We start from the raw sequence: 23,448 nt of genomic DNA on the forward strand, positions 1-23,448 counted from the left end.
TTCAGAAAATTGTGAACGCTATCACGTTCATCTTTCCCTGGTTGCCAGTGGTGTATTTTCCTGTCAGTAACAAGAAGGTAGCGAACTCGGGCGCTTTTTAGACTGGTCGTAATGAAATTCAGCAGGATCACATTATGACCTTTCGCAATTGTGTCGCCGTCGATCTCGGCGCATCCAGTGGGCGCGTGATGCTGGCGCGTTACTCCCGTGAATGTCGCAGCCTGACGCTGCGTGAAATCCACCGATTTAACAATGGACTGCATAACCGGAACGGCTATGTCACCTGGGATGTGGATAGCCTGGAGAGCGCCATTCGCCTTGGGCTAAACAAGGTTTGTGAGGAAGGGATTCGTATCGATAGCATCGGTATTGATACCTGGGGCGTGGACTATGTACTACTCGACCAACACGGTCAGCGCGTGGGTCTGCCTGTTGCTTATCGAGATAGCCGCACCAGTGGTCTGATGGCGCTGGCACAACAGCAATATGGAAAGTGCGATATTTATCAGCGTAGCGGCATTCAGTTTTTGCCCTTCAATACGATCTATCAGCTACGTGCGCTGACAGAGCAACAACCCGAACTTATTCCACACATTGCTCACGCTCTGCTAATGCCGGATTACTTTAGTTATCGCCTGACCGGCAAGATGAACTGGGAGTACACAAACGCCACCACCACGCAACTGGTCAATATCAATAGCGATGACTGGGATGACTCCCTGCTGGCGTGGAGCGGTGCCAACAAAGCCTGGTTTGGCCGCCCGACGCATCCGGGCAATGTCATTGGTCACTGGATTTGTCCGCAGGGTAATGAAATTCCTGTGGTCGCCGTTGCCAGCCATGATACCGCCAGCGCGGTTATCGCTTCGCCGTTAAACGGATCACGCGCCGCTTACCTCTCCTCCGGAACCTGGTCATTGATGGGCTTCGAAAGCCAGACGCCATTCACCAATGATGCGGCGCTGGCAGCCAACATCACCAATGAAGGTGGTGCGGAAGGTCGCTATCGGGTGCTGAAAAATATTATGGGCTTATGGCTGCTTCAGCGGGTGCTTCAGGAGCGGCAAATCAACGATCTCCCGGCACTTATCGCTACGACACAGGCGCTTCCGGCCTGCCGCTTCATCATCAATCCCAATGACGATCGCTTTATTAATCCTGACGCGATGTGCAGCGAAATTCAGGCTGCGTGTCGGGAAACGGCGCAACCGATCCCAGAAAGTGATGCTGAACTGGCGCGCTGTATTTTCGACAGTCTGGCAGTGCTGTATGCCGATGTGCTGCATGAACTGGCACAGCTACGCGGTGAAGATTTCTCGCAACTGCATATTGTCGGCGGCGGCAGCCAGAACGCACTACTCAACCAGTTGTGCGCCGATGCCTGCGGTACTCGGGTGATCGCCGGGCCTGTAGAAGCTTCAACGCTCGGCAATATCGGCATCCAGTTAATGGCGCTGGATGAACTCAACAATGTGGATGATTTCCGTCAGGTGGTAAGCGCCACTGCGAATCTGACCACCTTTACCCCTAATCCTGACAGTGAAATTGCCCACTATGTGGCGCAGTTTCGCTCTACACGACAGACTAAGGAGCTTTGCGCATGACCACTCAACTGGAACAGGCCTGGGAACTGGCGAAACAGCGTTTCGCGGCGGTAGAAATTGATGTCGAGGAGGCACTGCGCCAACTTGATCGCTTACCCGTTTCAATGCACTGCTGGCAGGGCGATGATGTTTCTGGTTTTGAAAACCCGGAAGGTTCGCTGACTGGAGGGATTCAGGCCACCGGCAACTACCCGGGAAAAGCGCGCAATGCCGAAGAGCTGCGTGCCGATTTGGAACAGGCTATGCGGCTGATTCCGGGGCCGAAACGGCTTAATTTACATGCGATCTATCTGGAGTCAGACACGCCAGTCTCGCGTGACCAAATCAAACCTGAACACTTCAAAAACTGGGTTGAATGGGCGAAAGCTAATCAACTCGGTCTGGATTTTAACCCTTCCTGTTTCTCGCATCCGCTAAGCGCCGATGGCTTTACGCTCTCACATGCCGACGACCGCATTCGCCAGTTCTGGATTGATCATTGTAAGGCCAGCCGCCGCGTTTCGGCCTATTTTGGCGAACAACTCGGCACGCCATCAGTGATGAACATCTGGATCCCGGATGGCATGAAAGATATCACCATTGACCGCCTTGCCCCGCGCCAGCGTTTGCTGGCAGCACTGGATGAAGTGATCAGCGAAAAGCTGGATCCGGCGCACCATATCGACGCCGTAGAGAGCAAATTGTTTGGTATTGGCGCGGAGAGCTATACGGTTGGCTCTAATGAGTTTTATATGGGTTATGCCACCAGCCGCCAGACTGCGCTGTGCCTGGATGCCGGACACTTCCACCCGACTGAAGTCATTTCCGACAAGATTTCCGCCGCCATGTTGTATGTGCCGCAGTTGCTGCTGCACGTCAGCCGCCCGGTACGCTGGGACAGCGATCACGTCGTGCTGCTGGATGATGAAACCCAGGCGATCGCCAGCGAGATCGTCCGTCATGACCTGTTTGACCGGGTACATATCGGCCTCGACTTCTTTGATGCCTCCATCAACCGCATTGCCGCGTGGGTCATTGGTACACGCAATATGAAAAAAGCTCTGCTGCGTGCGTTGTTAGAACCGACAGCCGAACTGCGCAAGCTGGAAGCGGCAGGCGATTACACCGCGCGACTGGCGTTGCTGGAAGAGCAGAAATCGTTGCCGTGGCAGGCGGTATGGGAAATGTATTGCCAGCGTCATGATACGCCAGTGGGTAGCGAGTGGCTGGAAAGCGTGCGGGCTTATGAAAACACGATTTTGCGTCAACGCGGGTAAATACCGCTGAATGCGGCACAAGTGACTTATCCGATCTACAGGTCAGCAACAGTTATATGCCTGATAAGACGTATCAGGCATTGAGTGCCGGATGCGGCACAGGTGCCTTATCCGGCCTACAGGTCGTGCATCCGACAACACCGAATTTACAGGAACACAGAACATGCAAAACATTACCCAGTCCTGGTTTGTCCAGGGAATGATCAAAGCCACCACCGATGCCTGGCTGAAAGGTTGGGACGAGCGCAACGGCGGCAACCTGACGCTGCGCCTGGATGACGCCGATATCGCGCCTTATCACGACAATTTCCATCCACAACCGCGCTATATCCCGCTCAGTCAGCCAATGCCTTTACTGGCAAATACACCGTTTATCGTCACCGGTTCCGGCAAATTCTTCCGTAACGTCCAGCTCGATCCCGCTGCCAATTTAGGCATCGTAAAAGTCGACAGCGACGGTGCGGGATACCACATTCTCTGGGGGCTAACCAACGAAGCCGTTCCGACCTCCGAACTTCCGGCTCATTTCCTCTCCCACTGCAAACGCATTAAAACCACCAACGGTAAAGATCGGGTGATCATGCACTGCCATGCCACCAACCTCATCGCCCTCACCTATGTGCTGGAAAACGACACGGCTGTTTTCACCCGCCAACTGTGGGAAGGCAGCACCGAGTGCCTGGTGGTATTCCCGGATGGTGTCGGCATTCTGCCGTGGATGGTGCCAGGCACGGACGAAATCGGCCAGGCCACCGCGCAAGAAATGCAAAAACATTCACTGGTACTCTGGCCATTCCACGGCGTCTTCGGCAGCGGTCCGACGCTGGACGAAGCGTTTGGCCTGATCGATACCGCAGAAAAATCGGCGGAAGTGTTGGTAAAAGTGTATTCGATGGGCGGCATGAAACAGACCATCGGTCGTGAGGAGTTGATAGCCCTCGGCAAACGTTTCGGCGTTACGCCACTGGCTAGCGCGCTGGCGCTGTAAGGAGTAAACATGATCCGCAAAGCCTTTGTTATGCAGGTAAACCCCGACGCCCACGACGAGTATCAACGTCGGCATAACCCGATCTGGCCGGAACTGGAAGCGGTATTGAAATCTCACGGCGCGCATAACTACGCTATCTATCTCGATAAAGCGCGAAATTTGCTGTTTGCCAGCGTGGAAATTGAATCTGAAGAACGCTGGAATGCGGTTGCCAGCACTGACGTTTGCCAACGTTGGTGGAAATATATGACTGACGTTATGCCCGCTAATCCGAATAACAGCCCGATCAGTAGCGAGCTACAAGAAGTGTTTTATCTGCCGTAATCCATTGCGGTGCCGGATACCCCTCCGACACCGTAATTACAACTGATTAATATAGATTTTGCTAACGCAATTTATCCAACATCTCCCTGGTCAATTAAAAACGCCAGCTCACACCAGTGACAAACATAAAACTCTCATAACGATCGATCATTGGGCTGTCGGTAATCTCGTCCGGCAGCTTCTGCCAGAAACGCACTTCTGCTGGCGTAATCAGGATGATTGCGCACGTAGGTATCAATCTTGTTCAGTAACCCTTTCGGCATTGTAATATTGATTCGTTCAGCCCGACCTTCGAACTGATTCATATTGATATCTACCAGCAGCCATTGCCCGCCAATAAAGTCCTGCACCCGCTGAGCCAGATGTTTTGGTAGCAATCACGATAGCGCGATTTATATAGGCCGTCAGGTGGATAAAGTTGACTCAGGAATGTCGCTCGGAAGAAGAATAATGGTGTGCAGTAACTTGTTGAAAAGATGCGAGGATACTCGCAATTTAGTTCAATAAATATTCAGCTATTCAAGACGTAAACATTTGAACCGATAAGACGCGCAAGCGTCGCAGATAGTGATAACGTGCGCGTTGCTTATGCCGGATGCGGCGTGAACGCCTTATCCGGCCTACAAAATCATGCAAATTCAATATATTGCATGAGCCATGTAGGCATGATAAGACGCGCAAGCGTCGCATCAGGCAATGAATACCTGATGCAACCCGTTTTTCACATCAGAACAGCCCCAACGGTTTATCCGAGTAGCTCACCAGCAGACACTTAGTTTGCTGATAATGCTCCAGCATCATCTTATGGGTTTCACGCCCAATACCCGACTGCTTGTAGCCGCCAAACGCCGCATGTGCCGGGTAAGCGTGATAACAGTTGGTCCACACGCGCCCAGCCTGAATGCCGCGCCCCATCTTATAGGCCAGATTGCCGTTACGACTCCAGACGCCTGCGCCCAGGCCATATGGCGTATCGTTGGCAATCTCCAGCGCCTCGTCCATCGTCTTAAATGTCGTCACCGCCAGCACCGGGCCAAAAATCTCTTCCTGGAAGACGCGCATATTATTCTGACCAAACAGGATCGTCGGTTCGAGGTAGTAGCCGTCTTTCAGTTCCCCTTCCAGTAGCTTACGCCGCCCGCCGGTAAGCACATCCGCACCCTCTTTTTTACCGATATCAATGTAATTGAGGATGGTTTCCAGTTGCCCGTGAGAAACCTGCGCGCCCATTTGCGTCACGCTGTCGAGCGGGTTACCGCTACGAATGCTTTCAACACGACGGATGGCGCGTTCCATAAAGCGTTCGTAGATAGACTCCTGCACTAAAGCACGACTCGGACAGGTACAGACTTCGCCCTGGTTGAAGGCGAACAATGCAAAGCCCTCCAGCGCCTTGTCGAAGAAAGCATCTTCTTCATCCATGACATCAGCAAAGAATATATTTGGCGACTTACCGCCCAGCTCCAGCGTCACCGGAATAATGTTCTGGGTAGCGTACTGCATAATCTGCTGACCGACTTCCGTTGAGCCGGTAAATGCCACTTTAGCAATGCGTTTTGAGGTCGCCAGATATTCGCCAATTTCGCCACCAGCGCCGTTGACCACGTTGACTACGCCTGGCGGCAGTAAATCACCCACGATTTCCATCAGTAGCAGCACCGAAAGTGGAGTGAGTCGCGCCGGTTTCAGCACCACACAGTTGCCCGCCGCCAGCGCCGGAGCCATTTTCCAACTCGCCATCAACAGCGGGAAGTTCCACGGGATAATTTGCCCCACCACACCTAACGGTTCGTGGAAGTGATAAGCCACGGTTTCGCTATCCACTTCACTGATCCCGCCTTCCTGCGCCCGAATACACGAAGCGAAATAGCGAAAATGGTCAATTGCCAGCGGCACATCGGCAGCACTGGTTTCACGAATGGGCTTGCCGTTATCCCAGGTTTCTGCCGTCGCCAACAGTTCCAGATTTTGCTCCATCCGATCGGCAATCTTAAACAGAATCGCCGCACGATCCTGCACCGAGGTATGCGCCCATTTATCTTTCGCTTTATGGGCTGCATCCAGCGCCAGATCAATATCGCGTTTGCCCGAAGACGCCACTTCGCACAGAAGCTGCCCGGTCACTGGCGTCAGGTTCTGGTAGTACTCGCCGTCGGCGGGCGCGACCCATTCGCCGCCGATAAAGTTGTCATAGCGGGTTTTTAACTTGAGGGGGAAACCATATTCGCCGGGCTTAATCTGTGCTGAAGGGGGATTGTTGGTCATGGTAGTCTCCTTGCTGTGTGAGGTATAACAAGGGTAGACATGGTTGGTGAAATCTTCGCCAGCCGGTGATAGCTTTACGACGGCAATCACAAATTTACAGGCAAGGATTACAGAGATAGTTGATAAAAAACGGCTGACAATTTGCCAGCCGTTACGGGAAGGTGATTACATCGCAGCGCGATAAATCGCCATAATTTCTTCGTGAGTTGCCTGAATCGGGTTAGTAAAACCGCAGGCGTCTTTCAGGGCATTGGTCGCCAGCACCGCAAAATCTTCCTCTTTTACGTTCAGGTCACGCAGACCCGCAGGGATATTCACTTTCTTCGCCAGTTCACGAATAGCGTTAATGCAGGCTTCTGCACCTTCCGCGTCGTTTTTACCCGTCACGTTCACGCCCATTGCCGCCGCGCAGTCACGCAGACGCGCACCGGCAACTTTGCTGTTGAACACCTGAACATGCGGCAGCAGAACGGCATTGCATACGCCGTGCGGCAGGTTGTAGAAACCGCCTAACTGGTGCGCCATCGCATGAACATACCCCAGAGAGGCATTGTTGAACGCCATACCCGCGAGGAACTGAGCGTAGGCCATTGCTTCACGCGCTTTAACGTTGCTGCCATCTTCTACTGCTACTGGCAGGTTTTCGGCAATCATGGTCACTGCTTTCAATGCGCAAGCGTCGGTGATCGGCGTTGCCGCAATAGAAACATACGCTTCGATGGCGTGCGTTAAGGCGTCCATCCCGGTAGCGGCAGTCAGTGATTTCGGCATACCGATCATCAGTGAGGAGTCATTGACAGAAAGCAGCGGAGTCACGTGTTTATCCACAATCGCCATTTTGATGTGACGCGCTTCGTCGGTGATGATGCAGAAACGGGTCATTTCAGACGCAGTGCCCGCAGTGGTATTGATGGCAATCATCGGCAACTGCGGTTTTGCAGAGCGATCAACGCCTTCGTAATCGCGAATATCACCACCGTTGGCTGCCACCAGCGCAATACCTTTTGCGCAGTCGTGCGGAGAACCACCACCTAAGGAAATCACGCTATCACAATTATTTTCTTTTAGTAATTTCAAACCTGCCGCGACGTTTTCCGTGGTTGGGTTCGGCTGGGTGCCATCATAAATAACGCTAAAAATATTGCGTTCTTCCAGTGCTTTTTGCACATCACCCGCCATGCCTAATTTCGTTAACATATTGTCAGTAACAATTAATGTACGGCGAAATCCATATTCTGCCATCATATTCATTGCATCATTCAATGAATCAGCACCGATGACATTCACTGAAGGAATAAAAAAGGTTGAAGCTGCCATAAAACACTCCTGGAAGAGTAAAAAGGGCTGGCAGATTACAAAGTATTTTCATTCGAAAATATGATCGACATTCCCGTTTATTAAAATATTTTTAATAAAAAGCACGTTATATTCATAATACAACGTGCTTCCTTAATATTAATAAGAATTTTGTATTAATTCATATTTATTATGAATTAATCATTTCCTTATTTTTCGGGAAATAATAATGCGTCACGTAATAAATGATCATTTCCACGGCGACGCGTAAAGCCAATCCGGTCAAAATATTCCAGAATTTGAATCGCCAGTTTTCGGCCAACGCCTAAGCGATCGCGGAAATCCGCCGCGCAGGTCGAGCCACACTCCTGATCGAGATCACGGATCATATTGGCAAACTCGACAATTCGATCATTGCGATAATAACGATCTTTGACGATCGCCGTAATTATCCCCTGCTGTGCCGCCTGGCGCAGCGTCAGGCGCATTGCCTGCTCGTCGGTCCCCGTCTCTTTTGCCAGGTCGCGTACCCACCACGGCTCGTCGCCAAACAGCGGTTCCACTTTTTGCCAGATAGCCTGCTGCTCTTCGCTAAATCCGGCTTTGTGATCCGGCAGATGCAGCCAGCCGTGATGGCTGTGGATCTCGCCGCTTTCGCGCATCTTTTCAATCAGCAACAGTACCAGGGCTTCATCTTCCATCGGCAACGCCATGCGCCGCAGACGTTCGCGTCCCGGCCCTGGTTCGTCGCGATGCTGTTCATGATAAGCCGCTAATGTGTCGAGAATTTTACGCTGCCAGCGAGCAGCAACCGGTGCATTCAGCAAGCTATAACCGGCCTGAATATAGCCCGGCTGTTGCAGCAATTCGCGCATCCCTTCGCCGTTGAGCTGACGCGCCCATGCAAAATCCGCGAGATTCACCGCACCGCGCTCCAGGTGAACAGCCAGCGCTTCGGTATCATTCTGCACCCGTGCCAGTGACGCCAGCCATTGCAGATATTCCGGCTTACGTTTACCGCGGCGCGGCGGGTTGAGCATCACCACGCGGGCACCCGCCAGCGTGTTGCGGGCCGAGATATCGCGTAGCACTAAGCGATCGTTATCCGCCAACCACAGCGGCGTGTCGAACACCAGTTCGGCAAGGTTATCTTCCAACAGCGAAACACGCCCCGTAACGTGGCTGGCGGCGTGGTGAATATGCAGCGGCTGCCACTGGGTCAGCGGCGTATGGGTTTGAAGCTCGACAATCACCCGCGTGAACGGATCTGGCGGCACATCTGCCAGCAGCCAGTCGCCTCGATTAATCTGTTCTTTCTCCGCATCACCGGCGATATTAAGCGCAATACGCTGCCCGGCATGGGCGGTTTCTGTTGGTTGATTTTGCGCATGGAGAGCACGCACGCGCATCGGTTTATTTACCCCCGTCAACCATAATGAATCGCCAACATTCACTTCCCCACTTAACGCCGTACCCGTCACCACCAGCCCGGCACCTTTTACGGTAAAAGCACGGTCGATAGCGAGGCGGAAACTGTGCTGACTGGCGTGTTCACGTTCCGGCAACTGAAGCAGATGTTCGCGCAGAGCATCAATTCCCCTTCCTTCTGTCGCTGCGGTGACAAACAGTTTTGCCTCAGCAAAACCGTATTTCCGCAGCACCTCCTTTACCTGGCGTTCAACCTCATCAACGCGCGCTTCGTCCACGCGATCGGCTTTGGTCAGCGCGACCGTCAGCATCGGGTTACCGGTAAGCTGCAAAATCGCCAGATGCTCACGGGTCTGTGCCATCACGCCGTCATCGCACGCCACCACTAACAGCGCATGATCGATACCACCAACGCCCGCCAGCATGTTGGAAAGAAACTTTTCATGGCCGGGAACATCAATAAATCCAGGAACGCGTCCATCCGGCTGCGGCCAGTAGGCATAGCCGAGATCGATGGTCATACCGCGCTTTTTTTCTTCCGGCAGACGGTCGGCATTTACGCCAGTAATCGCCTGTAATAATGTCGTTTTGCCGTGGTCAACGTGTCCGGCAGTCGCAATAATCATTTCAACAACATCTCCAAAAACCGTTGCTCATCTTCAAGGCAGCGTAAATCCAGCCACAGACGCCCGTCGTAAATGCGGCCAATCACTGGCACCGGCAATTCACGCCAGCGGGCGGCTAATGCCTCAAGGTGGCTACCGCGTCCATCATGAGGTGTAAACGTTAATGCCGCGCTCGGCAGGCGATCAACAGGCAGCGAACCACTGCCGATCTGCGACAAGCATGGCATAACTTGTACCGCAAACTCCGCGCCGTAATGTGCGGCAAGGGGAGCCTGTAAACGTTGCGCCTGGATTTGAATGACCTCTGCGCTGCGGGTAAGCAGACGCAGGGTCGGTAATTTTTCTGTCAGAGCCTCAGGGTGTAAATAAAGACGCAGCGTGGCTTCCAGCGCCGCGAGGGTCATTTTATCTGCGCGTAATGCACGCTTCAGCGGGTGACTTTGCAGCCGGGCGATCATCTCTTTTTTACCGACGATAATCCCTGCCTGTGGCCCGCCTAACAGCTTGTCGCCGGAGAAGCTCACGAGGCTGACGCCCGCGGCAATCAACTCCTGCGGCATCGGCTCTTTCGGCAAACCGTACTGGCTAAGATCGACCAGCGAACCGCTGCCTAAATCAGCCACTACTGGAACATCCAGCTCTCTACCGAGCACCACCAACTCCGCTTCGTCTACCGCTTTGGTGAACCCCTGAATGCTGTAGTTACTGGTATGCACCTTCATCAACAGCGCGGTATTTTCATTCACCGCCTGACGATAATCATTAGCGTGGGTACGGTTGGTGGTTCCTACTTCATGCAGGGTACAGCCTGCCTGACGCATTACGTCAGGGATACGAAACGAGCCACCAATCTCCACCAGTTCACCGCGAGAAACCACCACCTCTTTGCCGCTGGCAGTTGCTGCCAGCATTAACAGCACCGCCGCCGCATTGTTATTGACGATGCAGGCATCTTCCGCGCCAGTAAGGCGGCACAACAACTGTGCCAGCGCGCGATCGCGATGCCCACGCCCGGCGTCATCCAGATCATATTCCAGCGTCACCGGTGAACGCATAACTTGCGCAACAGCTTCCACCGCCGCTTCCGCCTGCAATGCCCGACCAAGATTAGTATGCAGCACCGTTCCCGTCAGGTTGATCACCGGACGCAGCGCGCTCTGCGCCTCTTTCGCCAGTCGGGCATTGACTTCTTGCGCCCAGTTCTCACACCACGCGGGTAGCGTCTGACTGTCGCGAATTACTTCTCGCGCTTCGTCAAGCATCTGACGCAGCAACTCCACCACGCGAGTGTGGCCATAAGTATCACGTAAAGAAAGGAAGGAACTATCACGCAATAAGCGATCAATAGCGGGAAGCTGACTATAGAGGGAACGCGTTTCGGTTGTCATAGGAAACCAGGCTCATCAAGGCCCTCTCACACGGAGAAGGGCGTTTAACATAACCGCAGATTGTAACGTGAGAAGTGTCTGGAGGACATATCGCGCATCAAGCCTTTGGCGGTTCGGTGCGAGCGAAGCTTTCGCGGCTAAAGAGATTCTCGACCAGTTTGACTAAGTGTGGGCGGTCCACACACCAGCCCGGCGCAACGCGGCGGAAATTGAGATACCCGACGGCACAGGCAATAGCGATAGTCGCCAGATTGACCGTATCGGTTTTGAGCGTGCCATCGACCAGATATCCTTCCAGCACATCCAGACTGCGGTTGATTTTCTCCCGCTGGCGTAACAGCTCATCTTCAGACTGCTGCGCCGCCGGGCGCGCCTGCTCACGCACCGAAGCCAGCCCGGCATCCATAATGCCATCTGCCAACGCCTCAATCTTACGCACTCGCAACGACTCTAGCGGATCGCGCGGCAGCATCGCCGGAGCAACGTTCATTAATTCGATATATTCGGCAATGATTGGCGAATCAAACCAGCATTCGCCCTCTTCGGTCACCAGCACCGGCACTTTCCCTAACGGGTTAAATTTCGCCACGCCGTTATCTACGTTATAGGGCAGTTCATTGATAAATTCGAAAGTAATGCCCTTTTCTAACAACAGAATAGAAAGTTTGCGTACAAACGGGCTGGTGTAGCTACCGATGAGTTTCATTATGTTTCCTTTTTGTTAACAAAATATGAGTATGACCCAGGGTTAAAAAAAAGGGCAGATGTTATTGATATGAGCGTGATGACAAACACAAGATGGCCCGATACGTACACATACCGGGCCTTGTAAATGAAACGATCTTTTTAAATATCAGAATGAATAGCGGATATTCGCATTGATAGCATTATCGACGTTGTACTTACCAAATGCTGATTTCTCAACGGTCAGGCCGATACGGGTATTGTCTTTAATACGCGTATCAATCCCAATGTTGGCTAACATACGACCATCTTTACCGTTGTACACGGTGGACTCACCAGCAAAATCACGATACGTAGTGGTGCCAGAATTCCGCAGGTCAAACTGATAACTTAAACCTGCCTTCGCTGTAACCTGCCAGTCGTGACCATCCAGCGTTTTTCCGAATTCCACACCAGTACGGCCAATCAGGGGGTTTGCCGTTTTACGCTTCATGCTGATATCCATGCCGTTGTATTGCCAGTTAAAGGTATTGCCTGACAACGTGCCGTAGACCAGTTCAACCTGCGGTTCAATAAAGACATCAGGCTTCCACTGATAGCGCCAGCCGGTTTCTGCGCCTAAATACCAGGAGTGGGCAGTATCGTCTGCCTTACCAAGCCCTAATGTTTGCATTGTGTAATCGTCACGATGGTGGACATATTTTCCGACCACATCAATATACAATCCTGAATCAAACAGGGTGGATGCGTATAAACCGCCGCCTACAGAGCGGGTTTTCCCCTGGTAACTTTCGCCACTGGCTTTGCTGTCAGTAACAGTCATCATGATACCTGTAAAAAGATCGCCTCCATCAAAGTGATGTTTTTTGTCGGCACCAATTTGCAGATGCATGTGACGATCAGAGAATCCCCCCTCACCTGAACCAGAAGTGGTCATAAACCGTGCCCAGGCACCGGCTTCTCCTTGGGTATCGCGTAGATCACCCATACGTCGGTTAAGGTTATTCACCTCAGATAGGAAGTTTCTGTACCGGATATCCATAAAGCGCTGACTTTCACTGAGTGCAGCATTATTACGCTGAACATCGAATCCTTTCAGACGCCACTGTGTGGCACTGTCAGTATTTACCACCTCAATATCAGGGGTCATTGAGTGAAAACCCATTTGTTGAGTCACAGTTTTAAACGCCTGGGTATTGTTGGTTCCATTTTCTGCCGTGATCAACGGAATATCACCGACAGACATTTCGTTAAGCGGTTTAGTCGGTTTCACATACAGAATATTGTTCTCTGCGATTAACTTATCAACAACCGTAATATTTAGCCGGACTCTCAAAAAATGCATGGAACTAAAACGGGTCTATTTACAGATATACAAGCACATCTTATTTCATTCGAAACTTCAAAAGTTACTTTGGTATTACACCGAAACAGTTTTCTCTCAAGGTAAAAAGAAAAAATTAAATGTCCACTTTCTGGTATCAGGGGAGCGTTTATATGCTCAGTGGACTAGACAAAAAGGACACGAGTTTCGCAGGCCGAACAGCGAATACTCATGTCCTGTATTTGCAACTTTTTTAGCTCTCAACCACATTTATGCGACTCAATACCCAACATTCAATGATCCAAATAAAGATAATGCATCCAACTGGTCATTCTCAGCAGCACCTTACGCATCACTGAAACATGGCTGAAATGGTCGGAGTAAACCGCCACCTGGGCGTAGATACCATCAGGTAAAGCATCGATATCAGCGTTAGGGTCCAGTTCGATGGTTCCCAGCACACCGTCAGTTCCAGGCACGACCGTTAATGATTGCAGTACCCCCTGCGCCTGGTACGAACCTCCAGGCACCACCGGCAAGATACTGGTCAGTTTGCCGTGGAATACCTGCCCCGGCAGCGCGTTAAATACCACTTCCGCATCATCGCCGGGTTTCAGACGCAACAGCGAGTTTTGCCGGAACTGGGCGACAATTTGCCGTTTTTGCTCAGGGATAAAGACCATCACCGGACGCAGCGGCAAAGCTGCCGCGTAAGTGCCTGGACGGATTAGCACCTGAGTAACATAGCCATTGCTCGGTGCACGAATAATGGTCTGCTCAAGGTTATATTTCGCTTCGGTAAGTTGCGCCCTTAAGCTGACAATCTGCGACTGCTCGCCGTTGACCATGCTGTCGAGTTGGCTCTGGATCTGCGCCTGCTCCGCCACGGAACCTTTCACCAGCGCATCCTGGGCGAGAAAATTTTGCCGCGCGTCGTCGATGTCACGTTCCGAAAACGGATTCACCGCCGCCTGGCTACCTTTCAGGTAACGTTGATAATTTTTAAACAGCCGGTCGCGCTCCGCTGAAACCTGAGTGGTGTTAGCCTGCGCTTCAGTGAGCTGCGCTTGCAGCGTCTTAATATTATGTGTCGCCGTCATCAGGTCGGCCTGAAGTCGGTCTACCCGCGCCTGATAACGCACCGGGTCGAGCTTAAAAAGCACCTCGCCCTTTTGAATAAGCTGATTATTTTTGTCCGTGACTTCAGTAACAATCCCTGTGACCTGGGGCGTGATGGGGATGGCAATCACCGCCTTTTGCGCCATAAAGGTGTAGGGATGGTTATAGTTCATCAATAAAATCAAACCACTCACCAGAAACACGCCACCGAGCGCCGCCGTCGCCAGCGTCCACTGATTCACCGGAATACGGAAGATTTTAAATATCGCCCATGCCAGCGCCACGTAAGTTAAGACAATCAACAGATCCATGATTAGATCTCCGGAAACGTGGAGTAGTCAGGTTTTTTCTCAGCAGCGAGTTGCTGCTCCAGCCGGGAGATACGGTCAGAAAGCGCGGCAATTTCTGGGTCAGGCGCCCTCTCTTGCGGCGTAGCATGCGACTGCATGCCCCAGCCGCGCTCTGGCTGGTAGAGCGTCGCCCAGATCCACAGGAACGGCCAGATAATGTGGAGCGTAAATAAGCTGACCCACCCTGCGGTATGAATGGCGTCGGCATGAGGATGGTTGCGTTTTTTGGCAATCAAATAGGGGATGTCATGTATCGCGATGATTCCATAAAAGATCACCAGAAAGACGAAAATCAGCACTCCCAACGCGAAATAGTTTAGAAACATAGCTGCCTCGGATTCACGCTTATCAGAGTTGTTATGGGCTGGCAGCCAGATGGGCGTCGGGCTGATTATTTGACAATAATCCGGGTTTGCGATTCTCGCCATCACACCGAAGAATAATTTTAAGCGGTGATGAGTTACTCAGTGACATAGCGGCCTTAAGGCAGAGCCAGAACATGCCGTAGATCACATCGGGTGAACGACTTAAGAAAATATCTTGTGATTTAGATCACAAAGATTCAACAAACCATCAAAGAAAAAACGTGACAAACCTCACATTTAAATGCCATTTTTAGCGAAAATCACCGCCTTGTTGTTTTTTTACACAAGTATTTTGTGATGAATATCACGTCAATTACCTCTCTACCCCCTATATTTATGTGATTGATATCACACAAAAGACCGTCGACTGGACAGTTAACCGATTCAGTGCCAGATTTCGCAGTATCTACAAGGTCCGGCTACCTCTGCCGCCACATTAACAAAAAACCTCGGGCTTCCAGCCTGCGCGACAGCAAACATAAGAAGGGGTGTTTTTATGTCATCCGATATTAAGATCAAAGTGCAAAGCTTTGGTCGTTTCCTCAGCAACATGGTGATGCCAAATATCGGCGCGTTTATCGCGTGGGGTATCATCACCGCGTTATTTATTCCAACAGGGTGGTTACCGAACGAAACGCTGGCGAAGCTGGTCGGGCCGATGATCACTTATCTCCTGCCGCTGCTGATCGGTTATACCGGTGGTAAGTTGGTAGGTGGTGAACGTGGCGGCGTGGTCGGTGCTATCACCACCATGGGCGTTATCGTCGGCGCAGATATGCCGATGTTCCTCGGTTCTATGATTGCAGGCCCGCTGGGCGGCTGGTGCATTAAGCATTTCGACCGCTGGGTAGATGGTAAGATCAAATCCGGTTTTGAGATGCTGGTGAACAACTTCTCTGCCGGTATCATGGGGATGATCCTCGCGATTCTGGCATTCATGGGGATTGGTCCGCTGGTTGAAGCCCTGTCTAAAATGCTGGCTGCGGGCGTTAACTTCATGGTTGTCCATGACATGCTGCCGCTGGCGTCTATCTTTGTTGAACCGGCGAAAATCCTGTTCCTTAACAACGCCATTAACCACGGTATCTTCTCGCCGCTGGGTATTCAGCAGTCCCATGAGATGGGCAAATCCATCTTCTTCCTGATTGAAGCAAACCCGGGTCCGGGTATGGGCGTTCTGCTGGCGTACATGTTCTTTGGTCGTGGTAGCGCTAAACAGTCTGCGGGCGGTGCGGCAATCATCCACTTCCTGGGCGGTATCCACGAAATCTACTTCCCGTATGTGCTGATGAATCCGCGTCTGATCCTCGCCGTTATCCTCGGCGGTATGACTGGCGTGTTTACGCTGACTATTCTGGGCGGTGGTCTGGTTTCTCCGGCATCTCCGGGTTCTATCCTCGCGGTACTGGCGATGACGCCAAAAGGTGCTTACTTCGCTAACATCGCGGGTGTATGTGCGGCAATGGCGGTTTCCTTCGTTGTCTCTGCCATTCTGCTGAAAACCAGCAAAGTGAAAGAGGAAGACGATATTGAAGCGGCAACTCGCCGTATGCAGGACATGAAAGCTGAGGCTAAAGGCGCGTCTCCGCTGTCTGCTGGTGATGTGACTAACGACCTGAGCCACGTGCGTAAAATCATCGTTGCCTGTGACGCTGGTATGGGTTCCAGTGCAATGGGCGCAGGTGTGCTGCGTAAGAAAATTCAGGATGCCGGTCTGTCACAGATTTCCGTCACTAACAGCGCGATCAATAACCTGCCGCCAGATGTGGACCTCGTCATCACTCACCGTGATCTGACCGAGCGCGCTATGCGTCAGGTTCCGCAGGCTCAGCATATTTCGCTGACTAACTTCCTCGACAGTGGCCTGTACACCAGCCTGACCGAACGTCTGGTTGCTGCCCAGCGCCATACTGAAAACGAAGAGAAAGTGAAAGACAGCCTGAAAGACAGCTTTGACGATTCTAACGCCAACCTGTTCAAACTGGGCGCGGAGAACATCTTCCTCGGTCGTAAAGCGGCAACTAAAGAAGAAGCTATTCGCTTTGCTGGCGAACAACTGGTGAAAGGCGGTTACGTTGAGCCGGAATACGTACAGGCAATGCTGGATCGTGAAAAACTGACCCCGACCTATCTGGGTGAGTCTATCGCCGTGCCGCACGGTACGGTTGAAGCGAAAGATCGCGTGCTGAAAACTGGCGTCGTGTTCTGTCAGTACCCGGAAGGCGTGCGCTTCGGTGAAGAAGAAGATGACATTGCCCGTCTGGTGATTGGTATTGCTGCCCGTAACAACGAGCACATTCAGGTTATCACCAGCCTGACCAACGCGCTGGATGATGAGTCCGTCATTGAGCGTCTGGCACACACCACCAGCGTGGATGAAGTGCTGGAACTGTTGGCTGGTCGTAAGTAACCCATTCCCACCCTCTCCACATGGAGAAGGTGGGGCTAATTGCCTGATGCGCTACGCTTATCAGGCCTACAAAACAAAGTGCAATTTATTGAATTTGCTCGTTCTTGTAGGCCGGATAAAGCGTTTACGCCGCATCCGGCAATATCTCGGCCCCTCTCCTCATGGAGAGGGTTTGGGTGAGGGAAATGCCTCACCCCAGCCCTCTCGGGTAAAAACATTGATGAAGGTTAATACTATGAAAGCATTACATTTTGGCGCAGGTAACATCGGTCGTGGCTTTATCGGTAAACTGCTGGCTGATGCGGGTATTCAACTGACATTTGCCGATGTCAATCAGGTGGTACTTGATGCCCTGAATGCCCGTCATAGCTACCAGGTTCATGTGGTCGGTGAAACCGAGCAGGTCGATACCGTTTCCGGCGTTGATGCCGTCAGCAGTATTGGTGATGACGTGGTGGATTTAATCGCTCAGGTCGATTTAGTCACTACCGCCGTTGGCCCGGTCGTGCTGGAACGAATTGCTCCGGCGATTGCTAAAGGGCTGGTGAAACGCAAAGAACAAGGTAATGCATCCCCACTGAACATCATCGCGTGTGAAAACATGGTTCGCGGCACCACTCAGTTGAAAGGCCATGTAATGAATGCCCTGCCGGAAGAAGCAAAAGCGTGGGTTGAAGAACACGTTGGCTTTGTCGATTCCGCCGTTGACCGCATCGTGCCGCCTTCTGCTTCTGCAACCAACGATCCGCTGGAAGTGACGGTAGAAACCTTCAGCGAATGGATTGTCGATAAAACTCAATTCAAAGGCGCGCTGCCAAACATCCCAGGTATGGAGCTAACCGACAACCTGATGGCATTTGTTGAGCGTAAACTCTTCACCCTGAATACGGGCCATGCTATAACCGCGTACCTCGGAAAACTGGCGGGTCATCAGACCATTCGTGACGCAATTCTCGATGAGAAAATCCGTGCGGTGGTAAAAGGTGCGATGGAAGAAAGCGGCGCGGTGCTAATCAAGCGCTACGGTTTTGATGCTGATAAACATGCTGCGTATATCCAGAAAATCCTCGGCCGTTTTGAAAACCCGTATCTGAAAGATGATGTGGAGCGTGTAGGCCGTCAGCCGCTGCGTAAACTGAGCGCCGGAGATCGTCTGGTAAAACCGCTGCTGGGTACGCTGGAGTACGGTTTACCGCACAAAAACCTGATTCAGGGTATTGCTGCCGCCATGCACTTCCGCAGTGAAGAAGATCCACAGGCTCAGGAACTGGCTGCGCTGATTGCCGACAAAGGGCCGCAGGCTGCGCTGGCACAGATTTCCGGGCTTGATGCCAACAGCGAGGTTGTCACAGAAGCGGTAACCGCTTATAACGCAATGCAATAATGGTGGACCAGGCGCAGGGGTCCCTGCGCCCGAATAACAGATTGTCAGATATGCAGGCAACAATGGAACAAACCCAGGCCTTTGAAAACCGTGTGCTTGAGCGTCTGAATGCTGGCAAAACCGTGCGAAGCTTTCTGATTACCGCCGTCGATCTCCTGACCGAGGCGGTGAATCTTCTGGTGCTTCAGGTATTCCGCAAAGACGATTACGCGGTGAAGTATGCTGTAGAACCGTTACTCGACGGCAATGGCCCGCTGGGCGATCTGTCCGTGCGCTTAAAGCTGATTTATGGGCTTGGCGTAATCAGTCGCCATGAATACGAAGATGCGGAACTGTTGATGGCACTGCGGGAAGAGCTGAACCACGACGGCAACGAGTACGCGTTTACCGATGATGAAATTCTTGGGCCATTTGGCGAACTGCATTGCGTGGCGGCGCTACCACCGCCGCCACAGTTTGAACCAGCAGACTCCAGTTTGTACGCGATGCAAGTTCAACGCTATCAACAAGCTGTGCGATCAACAATGGTCCTTTCACTGACAGAGCTGATTTCCAAAATCAGCTTAAAAAAAGCCTTTCAAAAGTAAGCAATGCTCGCTTACTGCTGCCCCTCTACCTGCTTCGGTCGATAAAGCCGACGATAATATTCCAGGCGTTGGAGATATAACGGCACGCTTTCCTCAGGTATATCGGACGGGATCGCGTTACGAGGGGGAAGTTTATTCAGATACTCCCGGAACGCCTGGCTAGATGCCATGAAATCTACGGCTTTATCGATAAAAAGCGGAACGTTTTCACCTATTTTGCCCATCATAATATCTCCGAATTACCCCGCGCCGGGAATGCGCGGCCGCCAATTTTAGTTTAGATCCCGGTAAAAATGGCATTAAGGAAAACGTGCGAAATCTACAACGTTTGTCCTTGCTTGCTTATTACTTTTTATTAATCAATAAATTACATTCTTTTCTGAACGCAAAATTGGTTACCCAGCAAAACTATTACAATACCATCGGTTGTGAACAAAGCACCCCGTCACGCATACTAGGACTATAAATTTATCTTTATCAGAAGCCATCACATGAAAGAAGTCGAAAAAAACGAAATTAAACGTCTTAGCGATCGCCTGGACGCCATCCGTCACCAACAGGCCGACCTGTCGCTGGTTGAAGCCGCAGACAAATATGCCGAACTGGAAAAAGAGAAAGCCACGCTGGAAGCTGAAATTGCTCGTCTGCGTGACGTTCACAGCCAAAAACTCAGCAAAGAAGCACAAAAGCTGATGAAAATGCCTTTCCAGCGTGCGATTACTAAAAAAGAGCAAGCGGACATGGGCAAACTGAAGAAGAGTGTTCGTGGGCTGGTGGTAGTGCACCCAATGACCGAGCTGGGCCGTGAAATGGGCCTGCAAGAGATGACAGGGTTCTCAAAGATCGCGTTTTAAGTTCCTTTCTGGTCGCTGTAATCACAGCCTCTCACGATTTACTCGCTCCTGCTGGCACATGCAGGAGCCCCTTTCAAATACTAAAAATTATTAACATTCTTAGCATTGCATGTTCAATTTTGTCCGACTGTCTGCATGAACATCACAAGTCAAATTCTGAAAATATGCTGCGTAATAAAAGAGCTATATATAAATAATAAGTATGATTATTTACATTCCAATGATTAATTATTTATGTTTTCCAGCCAGTGTCACGTTTATCGTCACAAAACATTTACCATACAAATATTAACTTCTTACCCTCCTCACCTTAACTCCGTTAAACATTTGACATGAATTGACACCGGTCATTAAAATTCGCGAGATTAGGTTATTAGTATCTACAAACTAAAATAGTTTGACATTTAATAACACACTCTCAGCACCCATTAATTCGAAAACTCTCTCATAAATTTTTATTGTGAATATGAAATATTAAATTATTCATACAAAAAATAACTACAACGTAGTTATCAAAGCATCAGGATTATGAAAAGGAATTCATCCTATGAACATGAAGAAAGCAGTACTAAGAGTGTTAACAATATCGTCACTCTGCGCATTAACAGGGTGTGACAATACTGAAAAAGTAAACGCAATTGATGAGTTCACCAAACAGCAAGCGTTACAACAAGGTCAAATAGACACTCTAAAAAAGCAGCAAGAACAATATAAAAATAAAATTGAAATTATTGAAAAACAACAAAATAGCATCATAAGCAGTACCAAAACTCTTGCCAGCATCGTAAAGGCAGTCAAAGACAAACAGGACGAATTTATCTTCACTGAATTTAACCCAGCACAAACCCAATACTTCATTTTAAATAACGGCTCTGTCGGTTTAGCAGGTCGGGTACTGTCTGTCGATGCGGTTGAAAATGGCAGCGTTATTCGTATTTCGCTGGTTAACCTATTAAGCGTTCCCGTATCAAATATTGGCTTTCATGCTACATGGGGCAATGAAAAACCTGCCGATCCTAAAGACTTAACAAAATGGCAGCAATTACTTTTCAGTACCTCAATGAACTCCTCGCTGAAATTATTACCAGGTCAATGGCAAGACATTAATCTGACGCTGAAAGGCGTATCTCCCAATAATATGAAATACCTGAAACTCGCCATCAATATGGCAAACCTTCAGTTCGACGACCTTCACTCTGCGGAATCCCGACAGAGAAAAAGCAAAAAATAAATGCGGCTTCTGCGCTTATATCAAGGAATAGAGAGCATCAATAATGAACAAAATATTTAAAGTTATCTGGAACCCGGCGACGGGCAGTTATAGCGTTGCCAGCGAAACGGCAAAAAGCCGTGGGAAGAAGAGCGGGCGCAGTAAGCTGTTAATTTCTGCGTTAGTTGTCGGTGGGTTGTTGTCGTCGTTTGAGACCAGCGCAGGAAATCAGGCGGGTACAGGTGTTGATACATTACCTGGTTCGATAGGTGATATTTGGATTGCAATTGGTGAAGGTTCTCAAGCATCAACAGATGCAGTTCAAAAATCTTCTATTGCAATTGGTCCTAAGGCTAATGCGCTAGCTTCAGGAGCAACAGCTATCGGCTATAACAGTTTTGCAGGGAATTGGGCTCTGGCTCTAGGACTAGCCACGAATGCATCAGGCGACAGATCGACAGCAATGGGTAACTCTGCAACAGCCAGTGGCCAATTTTCTTTGGCTCTCGGCGGGGGAACTACATCAACTGGTCAAGCTTCCATTGTAGTGGGAAGAGAATCGTCCGCAATAAACGACTACGCTACTGCGGTTGGCTACAAATCTAATGCAAATGGATTATATAGCCTTGCAATAGGTATGGAGACTCAAGCCACCGGAGATGACAGCCTCGCATTTGGCAGAAAAGCACTCACCAGCGCAGCAAACGCGATTGCTATGGGTGCTGAGAGCGAAGCCGCTGAAAATGCCACCGCTATTGGTAATAAAGCGCATGCAAAAGGGGAGAATAGCATCGCGATGGGCCCCGGAAGCCTTGCCAACAATGCTAATTCTATAGCACTGGGTAACGGCAGCCAGTCTCTGGCTGATAGCACAATCACCATAGGTCAAGGCAGCAAAACTAATGGCACTGATGCTATCGTTCTGGGTAATGGTAGCCAGTCGAGCGGCTTAAGCTCTATTGCCTTAGGTAATGCCAGTGTTGTAACTGGCGATAATAGTATTGCACTTGGTAGTAATACCAGTGTCAACGGAATTAACGCCGTCGCGCTGGGGGCTGGTTCGATTGCAGATCTGGACGATAGTGTTTCTGTCGGCAATGACTCATTAAAACGCAAGATCGTAAATGTGAAAAATGGCACGATCAAATCTGACAGTCACGATGCCATTAATGGTTCACAGCTTTATGCGATCAGCGATTCGGTAGCTAAAAGACTTGGTGGAGGCGCATCGGTAAATGTTGACGACGGTACAGTTAAAGCTCCCGCCTACAATTTAAAAAATGGTAACAAAAATAACGTTGGCGACGCGCTTACTGTACTTGATGAAAACACCCTGCAATGGGACCAAACCCGAAGCAAATACAGCGCTGCTCATGGTAGCTCAACTACCAGTGTAATTACCGATGTTGCAAATGGCACGATTTCAGACACCAGTAAAGATGCGATTAACGGTTCACAACTGAAAACCACCAACGATAATGTAACCACCAACACCACCAACATCACCAACCTGACTGATGATGTCGCGGATATCAACACCGCAATCACGGGTCTGGAAGATGATGCACTGCAGTGGAATGGTACGGCATTCAGCGCCAAACACGGCACTAACACCACCAGCAAAATCACCAATGTCATGGCCGGTGACCTGTCTGGCACCAGTACCGATGCCGTCAACGGCTCGCAACTGAAAGCCACCAACGATAATGTAACCACCAACACCACCAACATCACCAACCTGACCAATGATGTCGCGGATATCAACACCACGATCACGGGCCTGGAAGATGATGCCCTGCAGTGGAATGGCACGGCATTCAGTGCCAAACACGGCACTAACACCACCAGCAAAATCACCAACGTCATGGCCGGTGACCTGTCAGGCACCAGTACCGATGCCGTCAACGGCGCGCAACTGAAAACGACAAACGATAACGTTGCCACCAACACCACCAACATCACCAACCTGACCAATGATGTCGCGGA

General features: G+C 50.7%; 20 protein-coding genes and 3 pseudogenes. 11 read left to right on the top strand and 12 right to left on the bottom strand.

All coding sequences use genetic code 11. From position 1 onward, the window contains the following. The first annotated feature begins 134 nt into the window (after positions 1–134). From rhaB to rhaM, 4 genes are all read left to right on the top strand, one after another. Entirely contained in the window at positions 135–1,604 is a 1,470-nt protein-coding gene (rhaB, locus tag A31E_RS04455; protein ID WP_016249397.1) for a rhamnulokinase, read from the top strand. Next, positions 1,601–2,860 (top strand): L-rhamnose isomerase, encoded by a 1,260-nt coding sequence (gene rhaA, locus A31E_RS04450; RefSeq protein WP_016249398.1) that lies wholly within the window; start codon positions 1,601–1,603, stop codon positions 2,858–2,860. Before rhaB ends, rhaA begins: the two co-directional genes overlap by 4 nt. 163 nt (positions 2,861–3,023) lie before the next feature. Further along, entirely contained in the window at positions 3,024–3,848 is an 825-nt protein-coding gene (gene rhaD / locus A31E_RS04445) for a rhamnulose-1-phosphate aldolase (RefSeq protein ID WP_016249399.1), read from the top strand. A gap of 9 nt (positions 3,849–3,857) precedes the next feature. Beyond that, the gene (rhaM, locus tag A31E_RS04440) at positions 3,858–4,172 is read left to right on the top strand and encodes an L-rhamnose mutarotase (protein WP_000619483.1); all 315 of its coding nucleotides are present in this window, start codon (positions 3,858–3,860) and stop codon (positions 4,170–4,172) included. A gap of 94 nt (positions 4,173–4,266) precedes the next feature. Here rhaM and A31E_RS26485 read toward each other — a convergent pair. The 8 genes and pseudogenes from A31E_RS26485 to A31E_RS04410 form a co-directional block, all read right to left on the bottom strand. Next, a pseudogene (locus tag A31E_RS26485) lies at positions 4,267–4,359 on the bottom strand (MipA/OmpV family protein); the annotation flags it as partial. After that, positions 4,340–4,537: pseudogene (locus tag A31E_RS0123180) on the bottom strand (type II toxin-antitoxin system HicB family antitoxin); the annotation flags it as partial. The pseudogenes A31E_RS0123180 and A31E_RS26485, both read right to left, overlap by 20 nt. Positions 4,538–4,898: 361 nt before the next feature. Continuing rightward, positions 4,899–6,437 (bottom strand): aldehyde dehydrogenase AldB, encoded by a 1,539-nt coding sequence (gene aldB, locus A31E_RS04435; RefSeq protein WP_001517481.1) that lies wholly within the window; start codon positions 6,435–6,437, stop codon positions 4,899–4,901. Between the two features lie 165 nt (positions 6,438–6,602). After that, positions 6,603–7,754: an L-threonine dehydrogenase gene (yiaY, locus tag A31E_RS04430; protein WP_000741511.1), complete on the bottom strand. Its 1,152-nt coding sequence runs from the start codon at positions 7,752–7,754 to the stop codon at positions 6,603–6,605. Positions 7,755–7,942: 188 nt separating this feature from the next. After that, positions 7,943–9,787, bottom strand: coding sequence for a selenocysteine-specific translation elongation factor (gene selB, locus A31E_RS04425; RefSeq protein ID WP_016249400.1), 1,845 nt, complete (start codon positions 9,785–9,787; stop codon positions 7,943–7,945). Beyond that, positions 9,784–11,175, bottom strand: coding sequence for an L-seryl-tRNA(Sec) selenium transferase (gene selA / locus A31E_RS04420; RefSeq protein ID WP_016249401.1), 1,392 nt, complete (start codon positions 11,173–11,175; stop codon positions 9,784–9,786). Before selA ends, selB begins: the two co-directional genes overlap by 4 nt. Before the next feature lie 97 nt (positions 11,176–11,272). Further along, positions 11,273–11,881: a glutathione S-transferase gene (locus A31E_RS04415; RefSeq protein WP_001517478.1), complete on the bottom strand. Its 609-nt coding sequence runs from the start codon at positions 11,879–11,881 to the stop codon at positions 11,273–11,275. Between the two features lie 147 nt (positions 11,882–12,028). Beyond that, positions 12,029–13,204: an autotransporter outer membrane beta-barrel domain-containing protein gene (locus A31E_RS04410; protein ID WP_001517477.1), complete on the bottom strand. Its 1,176-nt coding sequence runs from the start codon at positions 13,202–13,204 to the stop codon at positions 12,029–12,031. Positions 13,205–13,230: 26 nt separating this feature from the next. Here A31E_RS04410 and A31E_RS25880 point away from each other — a divergent pair. Then, positions 13,231–13,323, top strand: a pseudogene (locus tag A31E_RS25880) (AraC family transcriptional regulator); the annotation flags it as partial. A gap of 153 nt (positions 13,324–13,476) precedes the next feature. On the opposite strand, the gene A31E_RS04405 reads toward A31E_RS25880, so the two are convergent. Together A31E_RS04405 and A31E_RS04400 are read right to left on the bottom strand one after the other, a co-directional pair. Next, positions 13,477–14,613 carry an HlyD family secretion protein gene (locus tag A31E_RS04405; protein ID WP_001517476.1) on the bottom strand — a complete coding sequence of 379 codons (1,137 nt, stop codon included), beginning with the start codon at positions 14,611–14,613 and terminating at the stop codon, positions 13,477–13,479. 2 nt (positions 14,614–14,615) lie between these two features. Further along, on the bottom strand, positions 14,616–14,978 hold the full coding sequence (locus tag A31E_RS04400) for a DUF3302 domain-containing protein (protein WP_016249402.1): 363 nt from the start codon (positions 14,976–14,978) through the stop codon (positions 14,616–14,618). Between the two features lie 535 nt (positions 14,979–15,513). Here A31E_RS04400 and mtlA point away from each other — a divergent pair. The 3 genes from mtlA to mtlR all read left to right on the top strand — a co-directional run bounded on the left by mtlA (position 15,514) and on the right by mtlR (position 19,398). After that, a complete protein-coding gene (mtlA, locus tag A31E_RS04395) occupies positions 15,514–17,427 on the top strand; it encodes a PTS mannitol transporter subunit IICBA (protein ID WP_000093278.1) in 1,914 nt (637 codons plus the stop codon). A gap of 235 nt (positions 17,428–17,662) precedes the next feature. Then, on the top strand, positions 17,663–18,811 hold the full coding sequence (gene mtlD, locus A31E_RS04390; protein ID WP_000645402.1) for a mannitol-1-phosphate 5-dehydrogenase: 1,149 nt from the start codon (positions 17,663–17,665) through the stop codon (positions 18,809–18,811). Beyond that, the gene (mtlR, locus tag A31E_RS04385; protein WP_000228285.1) at positions 18,811–19,398 is read left to right on the top strand and encodes a mannitol operon repressor MtlR; all 588 of its coding nucleotides are present in this window, start codon (positions 18,811–18,813) and stop codon (positions 19,396–19,398) included. The genes mtlD and mtlR overlap by 1 nt, the downstream gene beginning before the upstream one ends. A gap of 11 nt (positions 19,399–19,409) precedes the next feature. Here the strand turns inward: mtlR and yibT are convergent, their stop codons facing one another. Further along, on the bottom strand, positions 19,410–19,622 hold the full coding sequence (gene yibT, locus A31E_RS04380) for a protein YibT (RefSeq protein WP_010376448.1): 213 nt from the start codon (positions 19,620–19,622) through the stop codon (positions 19,410–19,412). A gap of 267 nt (positions 19,623–19,889) precedes the next feature. Between yibT and A31E_RS04375 the strand changes: the two genes are divergently transcribed. Next, positions 19,890–20,252 carry a YibL family ribosome-associated protein gene (locus tag A31E_RS04375; protein ID WP_000665670.1) on the top strand — a complete coding sequence of 121 codons (363 nt, stop codon included), beginning with the start codon at positions 19,890–19,892 and terminating at the stop codon, positions 20,250–20,252. Positions 20,253–20,797: 545 nt separating this feature from the next. On the opposite strand, the gene A31E_RS26810 is transcribed toward A31E_RS04375, so the two are convergent. Continuing rightward, complete coding sequence (locus A31E_RS26810) at positions 20,798–20,854, bottom strand: lipoprotein (protein ID WP_225996959.1); 57 nt, start codon at positions 20,852–20,854, stop codon at positions 20,798–20,800. Between A31E_RS26810 and A31E_RS26490 the strand changes: the two genes are divergently transcribed. Both A31E_RS26490 and A31E_RS04365 read left to right on the top strand, forming a co-directional pair. Further along, the gene (locus A31E_RS26490) at positions 20,836–21,483 is read left to right on the top strand and encodes a SadB/YajI family lipoprotein (protein ID WP_409197295.1); all 648 of its coding nucleotides are present in this window, start codon (positions 20,836–20,838) and stop codon (positions 21,481–21,483) included. The two genes, A31E_RS26810 and A31E_RS26490, sit on opposite strands and share 19 nt — an antisense overlap. A 43-nt stretch (positions 21,484–21,526) precedes the next feature. Beyond that, positions 21,527–23,448, top strand: a 1,922-nt coding sequence (locus A31E_RS04365; RefSeq protein ID WP_016249404.1) for an ESPR-type extended signal peptide-containing protein, incomplete at its 3' end; no start/stop codon positions are given.

The organism is Escherichia sp. KTE159 (genome assembly GCF_000408805.1).
Lineage (GTDB): Bacteria > Pseudomonadota > Gammaproteobacteria > Enterobacterales > Enterobacteriaceae > Escherichia > Escherichia marmotae.

Coding starts and splice junctions, on each gene's coding strand:
- rhaD (WP_016249399.1), top strand. CDS start 3,024: ATGCAAAACATTACCCAGTCCTGGTTTGTCCAGGGAATGATCAAAGCC.
- rhaB (WP_016249397.1), top strand. CDS start 135: ATGACCTTTCGCAATTGTGTCGCCGTCGATCTCGGCGCATCCAGTGGG.
- A31E_RS04405 (WP_001517476.1), bottom strand. CDS start 14,613: ATGGATCTGTTGATTGTCTTAACTTACGTGGCGCTGGCATGGGCGATA.
- rhaM (WP_000619483.1), top strand. CDS start 3,858: ATGATCCGCAAAGCCTTTGTTATGCAGGTAAACCCCGACGCCCACGAC.
- A31E_RS04400 (WP_016249402.1), bottom strand. CDS start 14,978: ATGTTTCTAAACTATTTCGCGTTGGGAGTGCTGATTTTCGTCTTTCTG.
- rhaA (WP_016249398.1), top strand. CDS start 1,601: ATGACCACTCAACTGGAACAGGCCTGGGAACTGGCGAAACAGCGTTTC.
- selA (WP_016249401.1), bottom strand. CDS start 11,175: ATGACAACCGAAACGCGTTCCCTCTATAGTCAGCTTCCCGCTATTGAT.
- mtlA (WP_000093278.1), top strand. CDS start 15,514: ATGTCATCCGATATTAAGATCAAAGTGCAAAGCTTTGGTCGTTTCCTC.
- A31E_RS04415 (WP_001517478.1), bottom strand. CDS start 11,881: ATGAAACTCATCGGTAGCTACACCAGCCCGTTTGTACGCAAACTTTCT.
- yiaY (WP_000741511.1), bottom strand. CDS start 7,754: ATGGCAGCTTCAACCTTTTTTATTCCTTCAGTGAATGTCATCGGTGCT.
- aldB (WP_001517481.1), bottom strand. CDS start 6,437: ATGACCAACAATCCCCCTTCAGCACAGATTAAGCCCGGCGAATATGGT.
- selB (WP_016249400.1), bottom strand. CDS start 9,787: ATGATTATTGCGACTGCCGGACACGTTGACCACGGCAAAACGACATTA.
- A31E_RS04410 (WP_001517477.1), bottom strand. CDS start 13,204: ATGCATTTTTTGAGAGTCCGGCTAAATATTACGGTTGTTGATAAGTTA.
- yibT (WP_010376448.1), bottom strand. CDS start 19,622: ATGGGCAAAATAGGTGAAAACGTTCCGCTTTTTATCGATAAAGCCGTA.
- mtlR (WP_000228285.1), top strand. CDS start 18,811: ATGGTGGACCAGGCGCAGGGGTCCCTGCGCCCGAATAACAGATTGTCA.
- A31E_RS04375 (WP_000665670.1), top strand. CDS start 19,890: ATGAAAGAAGTCGAAAAAAACGAAATTAAACGTCTTAGCGATCGCCTG.
- mtlD (WP_000645402.1), top strand. CDS start 17,663: ATGAAAGCATTACATTTTGGCGCAGGTAACATCGGTCGTGGCTTTATC.